Origin of the sequence: Limnoglobus roseus, from assembly GCF_008254045.1 — a bacterium.
In the GTDB taxonomy this organism is placed as follows: domain Bacteria; phylum Planctomycetota; class Planctomycetia; order Gemmatales; family Gemmataceae; genus Limnoglobus; species Limnoglobus roseus.
In genome coordinates this window covers 7075850-7091159 of the sequence record NZ_CP042425.1, presented here as the reverse complement: position 1 = coordinate 7091159, position 15310 = coordinate 7075850, and the positions used below count along the sequence as shown (strand labels likewise).

17 protein-coding genes are annotated in these 15310 nt (G+C 63.6%); 9 read left to right on the top strand and 8 right to left on the bottom strand.

Translation table 11 applies throughout. The annotated features are described in order from the left end of the window. Nucleotides 1–13: 13 nt before the first annotated feature. The 7 genes from PX52LOC_RS30350 to PX52LOC_RS42960 form a co-directional block, all read right to left on the bottom strand. Nucleotides 14–622: a DUF6891 domain-containing protein gene (locus PX52LOC_RS30350; RefSeq protein ID WP_149110580.1), complete on the bottom strand. Its 609-nt coding sequence runs from the start codon at nt 620–622 to the stop codon at nt 14–16. A gap of 128 nt (nt 623–750) precedes the next feature. Then, a complete protein-coding gene (gene tnpC, locus PX52LOC_RS30345; RefSeq protein ID WP_149110579.1) occupies nt 751–2127 on the bottom strand; it encodes an IS66 family transposase in 1377 nt (458 codons plus the stop codon). Between the two features lie 104 nt (nt 2128–2231). Further along, a complete protein-coding gene (locus PX52LOC_RS30340) occupies nt 2232–2906 on the bottom strand; it encodes a terminase small subunit (RefSeq protein ID WP_149113597.1) in 675 nt (224 codons plus the stop codon). A gap of 245 nt (nt 2907–3151) precedes the next feature. Then, a complete protein-coding gene (locus PX52LOC_RS30335) occupies nt 3152–5860 on the bottom strand; it encodes a DUF3854 domain-containing protein (protein ID WP_149113596.1) in 2709 nt (902 codons plus the stop codon). 80 nt (nt 5861–5940) lie between these two features. Further along, nucleotides 5941–6264 (bottom strand): MerR family transcriptional regulator, encoded by a 324-nt coding sequence (locus tag PX52LOC_RS30330; RefSeq protein WP_149113595.1) that lies wholly within the window; start codon nt 6262–6264, stop codon nt 5941–5943. Nucleotides 6265–6368: 104 nt separating this feature from the next. Next, nucleotides 6369–7205 (bottom strand): hypothetical protein, encoded by an 837-nt coding sequence (locus PX52LOC_RS30325; protein WP_149113594.1) that lies wholly within the window; start codon nt 7203–7205, stop codon nt 6369–6371. 1102 nt (nt 7206–8307) lie between these two features. Then, nucleotides 8308–8667: a tyrosine-type recombinase/integrase gene (locus tag PX52LOC_RS42960; RefSeq protein WP_246173510.1), complete on the bottom strand. Its 360-nt coding sequence runs from the start codon at nt 8665–8667 to the stop codon at nt 8308–8310. Nucleotides 8668–8901: 234 nt separating this feature from the next. Here PX52LOC_RS42960 and PX52LOC_RS42955 point away from each other — a divergent pair, with 234 nt between their 5' ends. The 9 genes from PX52LOC_RS42955 (at nt 8902) to PX52LOC_RS42950 (ending at nt 14458) form a co-directional block, all read left to right on the top strand. Further along, complete coding sequence (locus tag PX52LOC_RS42955; protein WP_246173509.1) at nt 8902–9399, top strand: hypothetical protein; 498 nt, start codon at nt 8902–8904, stop codon at nt 9397–9399. An 810-nt stretch (nt 9400–10209) separates the two neighbouring features. After that, nucleotides 10210–10455 carry a zinc ribbon domain-containing protein gene (locus tag PX52LOC_RS30310; protein WP_149113591.1) on the top strand — a complete coding sequence of 82 codons (246 nt, stop codon included), beginning with the start codon at nt 10210–10212 and terminating at the stop codon, nt 10453–10455. Nucleotides 10456–10631: 176 nt separating this feature from the next. Continuing rightward, nucleotides 10632–10811 carry a hypothetical protein gene (locus tag PX52LOC_RS30305; protein ID WP_149113590.1) on the top strand — a complete coding sequence of 60 codons (180 nt, stop codon included), beginning with the start codon at nt 10632–10634 and terminating at the stop codon, nt 10809–10811. 93 nt (nt 10812–10904) lie between these two features. Further along, nucleotides 10905–11291 carry a response regulator gene (locus PX52LOC_RS30300; RefSeq protein ID WP_149113589.1) on the top strand — a complete coding sequence of 129 codons (387 nt, stop codon included), beginning with the start codon at nt 10905–10907 and terminating at the stop codon, nt 11289–11291. Between the two features lie 146 nt (nt 11292–11437). Then, nucleotides 11438–11938 (top strand): DUF4142 domain-containing protein, encoded by a 501-nt coding sequence (locus PX52LOC_RS30295; protein ID WP_168219299.1) that lies wholly within the window; start codon nt 11438–11440, stop codon nt 11936–11938. Nucleotides 11939–12049: 111 nt separating this feature from the next. After that, complete coding sequence (locus PX52LOC_RS30290; RefSeq protein WP_149113587.1) at nt 12050–12391, top strand: hypothetical protein; 342 nt, start codon at nt 12050–12052, stop codon at nt 12389–12391. Nucleotides 12392–12488: 97 nt separating this feature from the next. After that, nucleotides 12489–12770: a hypothetical protein gene (locus PX52LOC_RS30285; RefSeq protein ID WP_149113586.1), complete on the top strand. Its 282-nt coding sequence runs from the start codon at nt 12489–12491 to the stop codon at nt 12768–12770. A gap of 22 nt (nt 12771–12792) precedes the next feature. Further along, the gene (locus tag PX52LOC_RS30280) at nt 12793–13008 is read left to right on the top strand and encodes a hypothetical protein (RefSeq protein ID WP_149113585.1); all 216 of its coding nucleotides are present in this window, start codon (nt 12793–12795) and stop codon (nt 13006–13008) included. Nucleotides 13009–13993: 985 nt separating this feature from the next. Beyond that, the gene (locus tag PX52LOC_RS42950; protein ID WP_246173508.1) at nt 13994–14458 is read left to right on the top strand and encodes a hypothetical protein; all 465 of its coding nucleotides are present in this window, start codon (nt 13994–13996) and stop codon (nt 14456–14458) included. Nucleotides 14459–14613: 155 nt separating this feature from the next. Here the strand turns inward: PX52LOC_RS42950 and PX52LOC_RS30270 are convergent, their stop codons facing one another. Continuing rightward, the gene (locus PX52LOC_RS30270) at nt 14614–15222 is read right to left on the bottom strand and encodes a DUF6891 domain-containing protein (protein WP_149110580.1); all 609 of its coding nucleotides are present in this window, start codon (nt 15220–15222) and stop codon (nt 14614–14616) included. Nucleotides 15223–15310 lie beyond the last annotated feature (88 nt).

The following is a 15310-nucleotide window of genomic DNA, read 5'->3' as shown; positions in this document are numbered from 1 at the left end:
GTTCGCCGATCGGTTACTCGGATAGCCGTCTCTGCCATTTGATGCCCTTTACTAGCAGGCGTGTCTTGATGGCCTCGTCCCAAACCACGGTGAAGCCGGCCGTCTCCAAGGCTCGCTTGATCCGTCGGCCTATTTCGATGCCTTTCTCGTCGTCGCCGCGGATATCGCCATAGGTAAGATGAAGATCACCGTTCTCCATGACCCGCTCCAGATCCTGACCGTGGTAGAAGCAGTAGCCGCCGATGCCCGACTGCTCACCACCAGCCTCGTGGTAGAACTGAGTCACATCGTCTAGGCCGTTGTCCTGGGTATAGCCCGCGTTCTGCAACGCCAGAATGCCTTGCTGCTCCAACAACTCAAAGACTTGATCCAAGCGGTCACAGTCAGTGATGGCTGGCCAGGCCAGCTCGTCCGCACGCTTCTTGCGGAACTCCTCTTCGATGCGAGCTCGGAGCCAGCCGTGATCAAGCTCACCCGGGCTGAGCACAGCCTCGTCGATCATCTCGACGATCCCGTCGGCATCGTAAAAACCCGACCACACGAATTGGCGGACGGATTCAACCGCGACTGCTTCCTTATCCATTCCGGCTCCGCTTCGCTCCTGGTTCTTCTTGGCCGCCACGCACGTACCAACGGCTCTCCCGTTGGTCACCTGTTGGCGACTAATGGACACGACTTCCTTCTCTCCCGCTCACGCATTCTTTCTCCGGCAATCGCATCTGGCCTTCCTCCGTTTCCGGTGCTCGTTCATCACCCGAACAGCGGCGGGCGTGTCAGGAGCCGGTTGCCGAACCAGCGTAACGTCTGGCTGATGTGGTCCACGACCGAGAGCGTCTGGCGGCGGCACGTCTCGAACACGGACATCAGTACGCCCTGCGCCTGCGCACCTGCCGCCGTCCGGTTCCCACCCCAGACCTTACGATTCACTACCGCCGGGCGGATCGCCTGCTCGGCCTTCCAGTTCGTCGGCTCGATCCGCGGGTCGAACACGAACGCGAACCACTGCTCGAAGTGGTTCCGCAGGTGCCGCGCCAGAGTAGCGTACTCCGGCACCGCCCGCGGTCGGCGCACCAGATCCAGCAGGCGGTCGTCGAACGACACCCGATGCGCGTCGAGTTGGTTGTCGGTCCACGTCCCCGGCACGTACCCGTTCCGCCAGTGGATCGCCTCGGTGAACAGCGCGATCACCTGCCGCGGGAAGCGAACGGCCCCGCGGGTGGCGGTCGCCAGCAGGTCGCGGGCGCGGCGGAGCACGTGGGCCACACATTGCTGATGGATCGCCCCCTCGAACCGCTCGTAGGAGGCGAACCCGTCGTGGCTCAAGACACCCGACCAGTCCGCTCCGATCACCCGCTCCAGGGCGTCGGCACTGCGCTTCGAGTCGATGCCGTACGCGGTGGCACGGTCACCGACCCAGGCGTGGAGCCAGGCCGGGTGCCCTCCGACCCGCCACCCCGTCTCGTCCGCCGCGATCTGCTCGGACGACCGCACGTCGTCGAGGATCAGCGTGTAGTCCGGTTCGAGCCGGGCCGCGGCCCGCAGGTCGATCCGGGCGCTGGCCCCGCGGGTCAGGGTGATGCCGAACAGGGTCCGGAAGGCCGACGCGACCTTCCCGTGCGACAGGCCCATCTGGGTGTGCAGGACCGCGGCCGCGGCCTGGGCGTCGGGGCCGACCTGGCTGGCGGCCGCACCCAGGGCGTCGGATGTCTGGAGCGGGTGCCGGCCCTGGGTGCGCTTGCCGCACCCCTCGCAGTGTCCGACGTGGACGCGGAACTTGCGGATCAGCGGCGTGCGGGGGATCTCGGTCTGATACTGGTCGGCGGTGCCGGTCTCGACGAGGCGGCCCCGACAGTGGGGGCAGGCGTCGGGCAGGTGCGCCTCGTGGCACTCGGCGACCTGCTCGGGCGGGGGCGGCGGACGGTGGCCGTGAGTGCCGTGGGCGTCGCCCGACTTGCGGCCGGGCGGCTTTGGGTCGGGCTTCGGCGGCCCCTTGCGGAACGGGGCGGCCTGTCGCTTGCCGGCGCGGACGGCCTCCTCCAGCTTCCGGGTCAACTCGGCGACCTGGGCTTCGAGTTCGGCGACACGCTTGAGGAGATCCCGACAGCGGGGACACGCAGGCTCGTCCATGCCGCGATACTACCAGATCAGCCCGCGTTCGACTGCCCTGGGGCCGGATGGGGCGCTAAACAAGTACGTCTGCTCAAGCTCAGCACCTATGGCATGGCGCGGCCTCAATCGATCGCCGGCGGAGGCGGTACATCGACTTTTGACTTCCGGCGGTAGGACGTTCGGAGTACCTCCGCGACACGGTGCTGCAGCTCGAGGGGCAGGATGCTAATGAGTGCCTCCAGCGGATTGACCTTCTCGTCCAGGCCCATATGGCGGAAGAGCAGTTGAATGGCCCGCATCTTGTCGTGCAATTGGAACTGCGTCGACACCCGCCTCTCTTCCGTCACGGTCCCGTCCGGGTGGCGGTGAACGATCGTGCGGTCCGTCCGTGTGATCGACTTGATCGCTTTCTGGGCCACGGTATCGATCTCGCGGGCCGGCTTCGGTACCGGGTCACCGTCCCGGTCGAAGTCGAAGTAGTCGCCGGCCGAGCTCCGGGCGACGGCCGTCGCCTCCTGTAGCAGGACGTGTGGATTGATCTTCAGTCGCTTCCGGACGGCTTCAGACGAGTCCCGGATCAATTGCTTTACTTCAACTGTTTTCAACAGGCGGTAGGCGTAGGCCCGGGCGTTGGCAACGTCCCGAGGTTCGGTGAGCGAAAAGGCTTTTAAATAGGCCCCATATGCGGAGCCCTTGAGGAGGTATAGGCGGACAAATTCTCGCTGTTGAATGGTCAAGCCGGTGGGCGGCACACGGTGGAGGGCTTCGACGACCGGGGGAGAGGATAATGTGTTCATAACTTCAGTTTACCGGTCTTGGCACGGTGTTAATTCATTTCTTTGCGGGATACAGAATTCCAATGCATCAACATGTGGTAGGAATCCATTTATATGCCGGGAGGAAGGGACGGTCTTTTCGGGTTAGGTCTCAGAGATCGGAAGTTCAGCCCCGAGGACCCGGCTTCGTAGAACACGGGTGCTCGGGACTGATCGGACTCTACTGTCGTCCCGCCGACGGCTGTCAGCAATCTGGTGCGATGGGATCAGGGCCCTTCAACTGTCACCACTCTTTCCCTCGCCCTGTCTGTCCCGCTTTCCCCGTAGATGGTAGAGACGGAGACAACGAGAACGCGCTGACGGGTACCTCCAATCGTCATGGGGTACCGAGTCCGCCCCTCCTCATACCGAAGCAAGAGGCCTTCATCCTTGAGATGCTTACAGAGAGTGATCTGCGTTAATGGAAATGCTTGGTTTTGATCGCGCGTGAGTTCGTTAATGGCCGCGTACGTTGTGTCGGAGTTCAAGTACAGTTCCTCCCCGTCGATCCAGCCGATTGTGTCGCCACAACTGCGATAAGAGTCTATTCCCCGGGCCGTCGTGGCGAGAGGATCACATGCTTTCCAACCCCAGAACTCGGGCGTGATCCTAGAAAGGGGCACTCGGCCGTCCATCCCCGCAACGTGCCCGCGACCGCCGCTGAGAATGGAACGGACCATCAACGGGAAGTTCCGGATCGGATCGACTTCCCATTGATGGTCCCCGAGCTGGTCGCCGAGTTCACGGACTACCGCCATTCCGCGCTCCCACAGGGACGTTCTCTGGTCCCCGTCGATGGCTTGATGGGCCACCGCGAAGTCGAGGAAGTACCGGAAGCCGATCAGCAAGTTGGCGATCACGTCCGGGGTCCGGGCGTGGTTGCCAAAGCCGACGAACGCGTTCCGAAGGGCGACGCGTTCCCGGCCGAGGTCGGCCGAGACCGTCGCGTATTGGGAACTCAGCCACGCGATGAAGCCGGCCATGGCGGCGGCGTACTTGCCCGCTAAGGCGTCCTCCTGACACCGCGTGAGCCCCGTCAGATTGACGTCCCCCCGGCGGACGTCGACGACGCACAGGCGGGCCGCGATCGAGTGGCCGCGGGGGACGTCCTCGCCGGTCGCCACGATGAGGCCTCGCGGGGGACGCGGCGGTCGAAGTGTCGTGTCCGACCGCATTCGCTGACGGCCGGCGTGGTTCCCCTGTCCGCGGATGACCCGCTCGGCCGTCCGGTGCTGGCGGTCGATCTCGCTTCGGGACTGGGAGGGTGCGAAGTCGTCGACGACCATGACCGTGTCCTTGCACGCGAACGCCAAGCCTTCCAAAGCGTTGTCGGTGGACGACCAGTTCGCGGGGAGTTGGCCCCGGGTCATCGCCGCCCCGTAGTGCTGCTGGGCCAACGCGGCGAGTTCGCTCTTCTGAACGCCCGTCCGTCCGATGAACCAGAGTGCGAAGTCCGGAGAGCCCAGGGCGGCCCGGTAGAGAGACGCCACGAGTGGGATGGTGATGCGGTCCGGGGCCAACCCGTCGAGCAATCCGAGGGACGCCAGGATCGCGTCCCGGAGATCGGCCCCCTGGGGCGGAACCGGCAGGAGGAATTGTTCGGCGGCCCCGTCGAGTCGGACGTCCAACCGAGGAACGGCGGCCCCCGGCGGGCCGATCGCCCCGCCGGCGTGGAGGTAGTACCAGCTTCCATCAAGATGCCGCCAGCCCGTATGGCCGTAAACCGTGGTCGTCCGGATGTTCTCGCCGCTCAACTCCTGAATGGCACAGCGAAGGTGGTCGCGCGTCCCGCGGCCGGCCTGGATGACACACCGCGGGCCGAACCTTTCAACTACCCAGTCCATCGCGGCGAACTGCTCGACCGGAACGCTTGCGGTCGTTACGCGATTCCCCTGGCGAATGGTGATCGTAAACTCTCGCGTCCGCTCGGCCCCGTCGTCGCGAACCGTCTCGGCGTCGATGGTCGCGTGGAAGTTGGCTAGGCGGATGAACTCGTCGGAGGGTTCGCCCGTGCCCGTGGCGCGGGTTCGGATTCGCCGACACGTGTACCCGTTGATCACGGCATAGCCGCTCTCCGTGTGCTGGACCTTCCTGGCCCCAACCTGGGTCGGCCGGACCGCGGGCCCAGCTGCGTCGATCAAGTCCAGTAGGCGCTTGCGGCCGTGGGCGACGAGGAAGTCGTCGAGGCCCACTTTCTCCCCGTTCGGCCCGGAGGGCAGGGCAATGACCCGGACGTCGGCGCCGCCTCGGGTCAGCGCTTCGGCCAAGTGGTACAACGCCCATTGAATCGCGGGCTTTTGCGCCGTGTCCGAGTCGAACGCAATGTAAACGATGCGTTCCCGCCAGGGGATGCGAGCGAGGTCCTTAATGAGCTGAAAGGGGCCAGTTTTACGACCGGTGTCGGGGTCCTCCGGGCGACGTTCGGTCCAATTCCACGTGCCCGAAATGGCTATTGCGGTGAAACCGTACTGGGTTGCGGCGAGCGCCTTCTTCTCCCCTTCAATTAACATGACAGGCTGCTTTGGGTCCAACACGGCCGCGCGACTCCCGGCCGGGACAAAGGCGCTGTTCCCGCTGCCCCGTGGGGATTCATATTTGATGGGCTTTCCGTTAGCGGCCTTCCTTGGCTGGCTGGGCTTCAGTCGGACGAACGCACGGGTTGTCCCGGTGGGGGTTCGATATGTAACTGCGGCTCCGGTCGGGTCGAAGAACGGGATGACCAAGCAGGGACCGAGACGGCGGGCGGCGCTCGCGGACAAATTACCGCCCAAGATTTCACGGACGCGAACGGCGTCGTGCTCGGAGCGAATGCCATTCTCCCGGATGGTCGCGTCGGTCAACCCGGACCTCCTCAGGTCGGCGAGGTGCTCCGGCGTGAGGCCCAAGGGCGTACCGTGGTCGTGGTCGTGGTCGTGGTTGATCGGGTCAGGTGCCATGTTTATGTTGATTTTCTTGATCGGCCCGGGGCATCAGTGATGCGGTACCCCGGGCCGACCATGTTCGTGAGTTGGTGGAATCAAGCACCCATGCGGGTCAAATCTTGCGTAGCGCGGTCAACCGCCTTCCGTCGCTCGGTTGACGTACGGTCGGGTTTGTCGGGTGGCCCCGGCGGTGCGTCCGCAGCAAGGGCCGCAAAAAATGCCTGAAGGTCCGTGTCGCGAATGAGCCATCGGGAGCCGGCGCGGATGGCTGCGAGTTTGACGCGGCGGCGGTCGCGGGCCGGGCAGCCGACGAGGATCCACCGCGTCACCGTGGCCGGGTGGACGCGGCCGGCCCCCCGCGTCCCCGGAAGGCGGGCGGCGACCTGAGAGATGGTGAGAAGACCACTATCGACCGGCATGTTACACCTCGCGTGATAAGTGAAAGGACGCGAGGTGTACACTGACTCATCCCATGCGATGGCACATCCCGAGGTAAACCGTTGATAAACATGAGATCAGCGATCTACTTAAACCCTTGGATCGTCCAGTAAACGCCCGCCCCGTCGGTGTTTAAGTGAAATTTAATGAGCTGCAAATTCCGGTTCAGCGAGTCGATCGTCGCCGCAAGTTTTCCGGGCTTCAATGGATCCTCGATCGCTTTGGGCCATTCGTCCTCGTCAAACGTGTTGAGGATTTTGAATTGGTTCGGGGCCGGACGACGGTACTGTTTGCACTGACCATTTTGCAATGTAAGGAGACGGGCTGCCCTGTTCCACGCCGGGGTAATTCTCTTCTCCGCGGCGGGTGGAAGCTCCAGAACGTCGGGCTCGAAAAATGTCAGAGCCGGTAGGCCGAAGATGTCGTTCAGGGCATTGAGAGACCCCGCCCAAGGTCTGTCGAGGACCCACGGGCCGGTCGGCTGACACGCCGAAAGTGAATACGCAGAAGGTGAGCCGAACATGATTGCCGTCGACCATATCGTGAGCGGGCCGCCCGATCGTTGACGGTCGAACCAACGAGGGCGAGCCTCGAATAAGGCCGCCGCGGCTTTCCCACAGAATTCGACAAACGTACTAATGGCCTGACCGTTGCCGTCAAACGCAATGTACTCGACCGGCCCAACGTTCGGCACCTCGGTCGAGCCCAAGAACCGAATGCTCTGGGCAGCGCAGAGTAAGGCCCCATTTTGGACCTGCCAGACGTTCGGAGACCCCGGTGCGCACCGCTGGAGGCCGATCCCCTCGCCTTTCGGCCGGAGGCGCGTGGGGACGGCAACCAGGGTCAGGTCCCACTGCTCCTTGGCGTAGTACCCACGCGCCTCTTTTATCAGGTTATCGACCGCCACCACCAAGTGCGTCATTTTCCGCCTCTCACCACCGGTTCAAAGTTGCGACCGCCGTGATGCGCTTGTGAGTTTTTTTGAATCAGACGGCACGCTACGGCAATCCCTCACGGCGTGATCCGATTCTTGAAGAATTCGTCGAATCACCCGTACGGTCTCGGCGGCGTGGCTGCCGCGGAACCGGTCCGAGACGTTCGAGGTAGCCGCACTCGACGTCCCCGGCCGATGATCTCGGGTCAAAGGTGTCGTGGGCCGCAAACAGTCTCGGAGGCCGGAGTGTTGGCAATCGATCGGTCGGAGCAGGAGTTTGCCACCGTGGAGGCGGACGTCGAAGCCGAGGAGCGGAACCGTGTTCACGGTCTCTGCCGCTCCGAACTTCCCCGCGAGTATCCGAAGGGGGTCTCGTCGGAGGTCGGTCGGTAGGCCGGGAGCTCCTTTTCAATATTATTCCGATCTCGAGTAGCAGTTCCGTCGTCCGGTCGTCGTCCTCGTCCTCGTCCTCACTCACCGCACGCACCTAACTGCCGTCGAATTGTCGGTCGGTCTGGCTGTCCTGTGCCGTTGAGGCCGGCGGGGGGTACGCCTTCGGGCGCCGCTGGCGGGCGGATGGTAGGGCGGCGGGCCGAGTTCCTTCGCCAGTTCGTCGGGCATGGACTCAACCAGGCGAGTGACGTAGAGGTGAAGACGGCCGGCGGTCTGTCGATGTCCCGTAGGGCGTACTCGGCCACCACCCGGTTCTTCGCCCGGCACAGAATGTTGCCGATCGTAGATCGGTCGTCCGGGTGTCGGTGTCGCCGGGGAGCGGGAAGGCAGTAAAACACCCGTGCGCAATGACGTCTACGTCCCATTTGTCCCACTTGTCCCACGGTTCTTGTACAAGGGAATCCTCGGAGGGGAAGACGCGAGGACGAGGAAACTCGGCCACATGGCGGGGAGGCTGGATGAATCCGTCAGTCCTCAAAGTGCCCTATATACGCCTGAGAATCGACGCTTAGCCCACTCCAGGACCGCGTTACTCACTTGCATTCGAGTTACTCGCGGGAGCCGGCCGAGCCGGCTCCCGCGAACTTCGATGAGTCGGCACGCAACTCTGATCATTCGAATTCCGCGGCGACGGCACTCAACCGACCTCGGCCACGACCTGTGCAGCGAGAGCCTCATTTCGCTCGGCGTAAACTTGCGTGACGTCGGCCCGCACGTGACCCAAGAGGACTTGCGCCGCTTCCAACCCGTACCGTCGCCGGACGAGCGTTGCGAATGAGTGCCGCAATTGATTCGGGTGCCATCGGTGGGCCCGTCGCCACGTCTTCACCTCCTCCTGCTGGCCGTCCGTCAACCGCCCCCACCAAGCGGCGCGCGTCTCGCCCGAGCGTTGGGCGAGGTCGCCGGGGGGCGGGAAGGCCCGGTCGCACGCCCGGGCTACTGCGTGGTCGTAGGCGTGGGTGCAGTAACGTTGTGACGGCCGCCGACGCGGCTTCATCCCCTGTTTTCGGATGTGTCGAGCCTCTCGTGACTGTAAAAGTGGGGTCCGGCAGGCTGCCGCTCGAGCGGCGAGGAGTTCTTCGACGGCTTGGGACGGGGAAAACACGTACGCGGTTGGGTTCGGGGTGGGGAATTCTCTCAACAATTTTTGCGCCCGGGGGCCGATGGCGATTGTCCGGGACTTACCTCGGTGCGTGGTCTTATGGGCGGTCGGCCGATACTGCCACACCTCATGGGACGAATCGACATCGGACAAACGGAGGGCGCACGCTTCACCCGGTCGGCAGCCGGTCAACCGTTGGAATTCGACCATACCTCTGACGTGGCGAGTCAGAAAGAGCAAGGTGGCGTCGACGACGGCATCCTCGACCGGACGGACGGGCTCCGTTTCCCGGGCCGACGTCCGTCCCCGCTGAAGCCCGACGACGGCGGTGAGCCCACGGTGGACGGATTCGTCGACGAGTTCTTCGCCCGCCGCCCATTTGAACATTCGCCGGACGAGGTTCGCCCGGCGGTTGCACTCGGACCGGGAAAGGCCACGGTTGACCCACCCTTGCCGGACCGCCTTGAGCTTCAGGGGCCCGAATTCGGCGGCAGGGAGGTTGGTGTACTGCTCTCGGAGCGCACGGGCCATCAGTTTGCACTCGGCGAGTTCGCTCGTCGACCTGCCATCTGGCTTGCGGTAGTGCCGTTCGGCGTGTTCGAGGAAGGCGAGCATAAGTTCTGCTAGGGAAAGCCCTGTCGGACTAGGGGCGGCCGTTATTTTGGCCCCGGCTTCGATTTCCAGGAGGAGGGTTCCGAACGCCGTCCGGGATTTCGGGCTGTTGAATGGGCCGGGGAGCATGCGAAAGTGCCGGGTTCCGGTGCGGTCGGTCCAAACCGCCCGGGCTTGGCCGGAGGTGTGGGGAAGATAGGACGGAATAGACTTTCGGGGACGAGCCATGAGTACGGTCCTCAGAAGGTTTTGTGAAAGTGTTTCACAAAACCGGTCGTTCGGAAGCCGCACCCGGCGAACGCCAGGGAAAGCAGGAACTGCTTCGGCAGAAAGCGTTTACGTCGTCATTTCACTAATAGCGGAGGCCGGGTTTGAACCGGCGACCCATCGCTTATGAAACAGCAGAAGCCTGACCGCTTCGGTTACGAATGGCCTGGTTTTCAAGCACTCGTGACCATATCGACCCTTTGCAAGCGTTGCATTAACCGCCATGCGATATCAACGGAATATCGTCATTCCTGCAGGGGCTGCATTACGACTTGGACGGGTTACAGTGGGTCAGGCTGGTCGGTGGTTCAGGCAGGGAAGGGGAGGGGGTGAATCAGTTGCCGTCGTGAGCGTCCGCGATGTCGGTGGCACTATTCATTTGGCCACTAGTGGCCCTGGCTGGCCCATACGCGGGCGATCGGCCCTCGGACGGGAAAAAGGAGTGGACGTGAACAAAAGTGCGTGTAATGCGATTTTAGGGGCTTCCCGCCAAATGGCGTTCCGAGGCCCGCGAAGGACTTCACGGGGGAAGTGTCCTCTCAACCCTGAGTCGCCACCGTGGCCATTACCGATGAACTCGCCCGCCGGTTCGTGTGCGCGAAGTGCAGGGCGTCCGGCGGGGTGGTAAAGACGGTCCCGACGATTTCGGGGTGGAGCGTCCTCTTCGGCGGCCCCTCGTCGTCATTGCTCGCCGTCTCGTGCAAGGGCTGCGGGTACACCGAACTGTTCGACGCCGACACGTTGAACCGGAACCGCAAGGGCGGCGCGATCTTCGATTCGATCTACGGTGAGCAACGGCCGTGACACGCTCCGGTGTCGGATGGTGCCCCCGCCGCTCATGCCCCTACAGTTTGCCGCGTCCCGTGCGGATCAGCAGCGACCTCCCGCCCCCGCGCAGGAGTATTGGCAAGGGTTTTGCACTTCACCTCTCACCGCCCGCCCCCGACCGGGCCGCGGGCACACCACCACGAGCCATCTCCATGAACCGCACCACCGACGCCGTACCCCAGACCGACGGCGAACGTGAATCCCGCGTCGAGTCCGCCCACCAGCAAGCCCGCACCCGCCTCGCGTTGATGCGACAGGCGGCGACAAACGGGCGAGAGGAGCGAAGGCCGGCTGAACGCACCGACCCCCTCCGCGACCTGTGGCGGCAGTAGGCCGAGTTACGCCTATCCGGACGATCGCCAGCACCACGGCACGTCAACTGCTCGACTCTCGCGGCCTGAGTTCTTTCACCGCGAGAACAATCGATGAACCGCCCCCTCCGCGTCCTGTGCGTGGACGACAACCAAGACGCGGCCGTGTCTACCGCCGACCTGCTCAACTTGGACGGGTTCGACGCCCGCGCTTGCCACTGTGGCGTGACCGCCCTCGCGGTGGCCGCGGAGTTCCGCCCGGACGTGTGCCTCCTGGACCTGTCCATGCCGGGCATGAACGGCGTCGAACTCGGCCGCCGTCTAAGGGAGGAACTTACCGGCCTGATGCGGGTCATCGCCGTCACCGCGATGGGGGACGCGGGCAGTCGGATGGCCACCCGGAAGGCCGGGTTCGACGCCCACCTCGTGAAGCCGGTCGATCCGGAACGCCTGCTCGCCGTCCTCAAGGGTGAAGACGTGACCGGCCCCGCCAGTTTTTGAAGTCCACCCCGTCTGCAAAACGTCGAGTTGATCCAATGACGGGCGGCCACAGTGTCGGGACTTTGCCCAAACTTATCGACATTGCCGGTACTGGCACCACACTGGCAGGAGGTTCCCGGCCCGTTCTTACTCCCCAAGGTGCCGTTATGCAAATGCGACATGCGATCGTCGGGATTGGCCTGCTCCTCCTAGCCGGGACTGCCGTGGCCGCGGACAAGCCGTTCGACGACGCCGCGTTCATCAAGAAGGCCGTGAGCGGCGGGATGCTCGAAGTCCGGTTGGGCGAACTGGCCGAGAAGATGGGCCAGAGCGACGGCGTGAAGAAGTTCGGCGCGAAAATGGTTACGGATCACACCACCGCCAACCTGAAGCTACTGGAGATCGCCAAGGCCGCGAAGGTCACGGTGCCGGACAAGTTGATGGACGAGCACCAGAAGACGGCCGACCACTTCAAGGCGATGAAGGCCGGGGCCGAGTTCGACAAGCACTACGTCGACGACATGGTCAAGGACCACGAGGAGGACATCGCCGAGTTCGAGAAGGCGAGCAAGGAGGCCACGAACCCGGACCTGAAGGCGTTCGCCGCGAAGACGCTGCCGACGCTCAAGGAGCACCACGAGATGGTGAAGAAGTTGCAGCACAAGTAAGCCGTTCGAACACGGTGCCGGGCACTCCGGGCTGACACCTCCGGCACCGTGTCGGAATGTGAACTGCTGACGAATTGTTCCGGTATTCTCCCTCACGCTCTCGGGTCAGTTATGGCGGGCGAAGACAAACAACCCGATCGGCCGGATCGCATGCGGCGGCTGTTCACGGGGTATTCGCGGGGGTGGATCACCGACGGGGAACTCGCGCGGGCTGGGATGGACACGTTGGCCGAGTGCCGGGCGTTCAGTGCGGTCCGGTGGTTCCTCGGCAGTCTCTCGCCGGCCGCCGTCCTCGCCGCCGAAGACTATGCGAGGTTACTCACCGACCCGTCCCGGCCCTCTCACGTCGAGACCGGACACCATCTGGCCGACGTCACGTTGCGAGCACAGGGCCTCGCCCGACGATCCTTTGCCGAGGCGATCTTGGCCGCGTTACACGTCATCCGTTCGTAATCCCGGATTCAGAGCGTTACCCGTCCCCGTCCTTCAGCACCACGTCCCGCTCCATCCTCATGTCACAATGTGCCCTCACTCCCACCGAGGGCCACCCGTGCCGCTATCACTCCGCGAGAAAGAAGAACAAGCCGTCCTCGCCGCCCACTACGCCAAGCGCGACCAACGAGAGCGGGACCGTATCGACCGCCTCAAACGGATCACTATCGCCAAACTCCGGGGCCGCCTCGCCATCGCAGGCAAGAAGCCGCCGACCCGTGCCGAAGAGAAGGCCGCCGCCGAGGCCGCCGTCCGAGCCGACGAACAGGACCGTGCCGCCGCCCGGAGTCGCGAGGCCGACGATCGCAACGGCGTACCGGCCCACCGTCGCATCCGCTAACCCACACCGCCGAGGATCACCCGTGGCGTATCACAAACTGATGGACGTGGACCGCGAGGTTCGCACGGCCAACCGTATCGCACGAAGCCGGGACATCGCCCAACGCGAGTTGAGGTACAAGTTCGCGTTGAAGGGCCTGACCCCGACTGACGCTGAACTCCAAGCCGCCGCCGATGACGCCGAACGCCGTGAGCGACAGGGCGACGACGAGAAGAGGAACGACGACGACGGTGAGTGAGAAGACGTGGCACCAGTCACGGCACCGCCAGGGGTGGGGGGAGGGTTTCCGAACGCGCGTCCCGGAGGGGGAGACCATCCGCGTACCGGCGCACCTTTTCGACGCTCTTTTTTCGCCAAAAGAAGTTTAACAAAGTATTACCGAAAACGCATCGTTCCGACGGCCCGAAATGACGGGGTTTTTCGGGGCCAATTTTCACGCCGATTTCTGACGGGGTAAATTGGGGCCGTTTTTGGCGGGTGAGAGTGGTGTCGTTCCTCGCGGTCGTGGGTGTTGTGGAAAATCGGCGGTCGTTTTCGTCGCGTCTCGCGAGTGGATGAACGTCACGTCGTCACCTGCACCATTTGGACCGTCGCGAATCGAGTGCGTTTCTGGCCGTCGAAATCACTGGCCCGTTCCCGTCGCGAAAGTTGCCACCCTTTCTACCCCCGGTTTATCGCGTCGATTGCTGGCCTCGTCCTCGCGGGCGGTGGGCGGTCGTCGTGGGAGTGAAGGAAGGGGCGGGGCGAAGTGATCGTCGAATCCAGACGCCGTTTCGGGCGGCAGTCGGAGTGACGATTCTCGGCCCCGCCGTCGTGCGATGAAACGGCAGTCGATTTCACCCGCCAGTTTACCACTTCGTTTCATCCGTCGGATTCTGGCACCGTTCACATAGTCGTAAACCCCTCGCGTCCGGTCGCGTCGTCGGGTAGGATCACCGCGGGGGGGGGTGGGCGATGACGGAGGAACAGTGGCTTGCGTGGTGCCCATCGTTACCCCGTGACCCCCAAGAGGGTGGGGGTGGGCGATGACGGAGGAACAGTGGCTTGCGTGGCGTGATCCCCGTGCCCTCATTCAGTCCATCCCGTACCAAGCGAACGATTTCAAGGCGATGGGATTCACGGACCGACGGTTCCGACTATTTGCAGTCGGTTGCGTCCGGCGGGTGCAGCGTTCGTGCCCTCACCCTCTGGTGCCAATCGCGTTGGATGCCGTCGAGCGTTTCGTGGACGCGAGGAACAACGAAGACCGTCGGCGTCTCAAGATCGTCCGCGGGAAGGTCTTCGCGAACGATGCGTGGCTGGGAACGGTAGAAGGGCGGCTCGCCCGCGCGGTGGTCGGCAATCAGGGTCGGCATTCGGCGGTCGAGACTTCGTGGTACGCCGGCTGCCTCGTGGGCGGGATTTCACCGCAATCGGAAGACGAGCGAGAAGAACAAGGGCCGTTGCTCCGTGACATCTTCGGCAACCCGTTCCGCCCCGTCACCTTCTCCCCCGCCTGGCTCACCCCGACCGCCGTCGGCCTCGCCCAAGCCATCTACGAAGATCGTGCCTTCGACCGCCTGCCGATCCTCGCGGATGCGTTGCAGGACGCCGGTTGCGAGGACGAAGCGATTCTGGGCCACTGCCGCGGCGACGGGCCTCACGTCCGCGGGTGCTGGGTCGTCGACGGCGTGCTCGGGAAGGGGTGAGGGCGAGACCTGCTCGGGTTTCTAAAATCTCATGCTCCCACCATTCATAGGCTCGACATCTTGCCGTCTGGGCGTGTCGTGTGATTGATGTGGCAAACGATGAAGAAGTGTACTTGTTTAGCGGGTCAACTCGTTGGGTCTCGTTCGCCGATCGGTTACTCGGATAGCCGTCTCTGCCATTTGATGCCCTTTACTAGCAGGCGTGTCTTGATGGCCTCGTCCCAAACCACGGTGAAGCCGGCCGTCTCCAAGGCTCGCTTGATCCGTCGGCCTATTTCGATGCCTTTCTCGTCGTCGCCGCGGATATCGCCATAGGTAAGATGAAGATCACCGTTCTCCATGACCCGCTCCAGATCCTGACCGTGGTAGAAGCAGTAGCCGCCGATGCCCGACTGCTCACCACCAGCCTCGTGGTAGAACTGAGTCACATCGTCTAGGCCGTTGTCCTGGGTATAGCCCGCGTTCTGCAACGCCAGAATGCCTTGCTGCTCCAACAACTCAAAGACTTGATCCAAGCGGTCACAGTCAGTGATGGCTGGCCAGGCCAGCTCGTCCGCACGCTTCTTGCGGAACTCCTCTTCGATGCGAGCTCGGAGCCAGCCGTGATCAAGCTCACCCGGGCTGAGCACAGCCTCGTCGATCATCTCGACGATCCCGTCGGCATCGTAAAAACCCGACCACACGAATTGGCGGACGGATTCAACCGCGACTGCTTCCTTATCCATTCCGGCTCCGCTTCGCTCCTGGTTCTTCTTGGCCGCCACGCACGTACCAACGGCTCTCCCGTTGGTCACCTGTTGGCGACTAATGGACACGACTTCCTTCTCTCCCGCTCACGCATTCTTTCTCCGG

What these genes read in the sequence shown, in the direction of transcription:
- PX52LOC_RS30330 (WP_149113595.1), bottom strand. Translation starts at nt 6,264, where the DNA reads ATGCCGGTCGATAGTGGTCTTCTCACCATCTCTCAGGTCGCCGCCCGC.
- PX52LOC_RS30335 (WP_149113596.1), bottom strand. Translation starts at nt 5,860, where the DNA reads ATGGCACCTGACCCGATCAACCACGACCACGACCACGACCACGGTACG.
- PX52LOC_RS30300 (WP_149113589.1), top strand. Translation starts at nt 10,905, where the DNA reads ATGAACCGCCCCCTCCGCGTCCTGTGCGTGGACGACAACCAAGACGCG.
- tnpC (WP_149110579.1), bottom strand. Translation starts at nt 2,127, where the DNA reads ATGGACGAGCCTGCGTGTCCCCGCTGTCGGGATCTCCTCAAGCGTGTC.
- PX52LOC_RS30325 (WP_149113594.1), bottom strand. Translation starts at nt 7,205, where the DNA reads ATGACGCACTTGGTGGTGGCGGTCGATAACCTGATAAAAGAGGCGCGT.
- PX52LOC_RS30290 (WP_149113587.1), top strand. Translation starts at nt 12,050, where the DNA reads ATGGCGGGCGAAGACAAACAACCCGATCGGCCGGATCGCATGCGGCGG.
- PX52LOC_RS30305 (WP_149113590.1), top strand. Translation starts at nt 10,632, where the DNA reads ATGAACCGCACCACCGACGCCGTACCCCAGACCGACGGCGAACGTGAA.
- PX52LOC_RS42960 (WP_246173510.1), bottom strand. Translation starts at nt 8,667, where the DNA reads ATGAAGCCGCGTCGGCGGCCGTCACAACGTTACTGCACCCACGCCTAC.
- PX52LOC_RS30295 (WP_168219299.1), top strand. Translation starts at nt 11,438, where the DNA reads ATGCAAATGCGACATGCGATCGTCGGGATTGGCCTGCTCCTCCTAGCC.
- PX52LOC_RS30340 (WP_149113597.1), bottom strand. Translation starts at nt 2,906, where the DNA reads ATGAACACATTATCCTCTCCCCCGGTCGTCGAAGCCCTCCACCGTGTG.
- PX52LOC_RS42955 (WP_246173509.1), top strand. Translation starts at nt 8,902, where the DNA reads ATGGGACGAATCGACATCGGACAAACGGAGGGCGCACGCTTCACCCGG.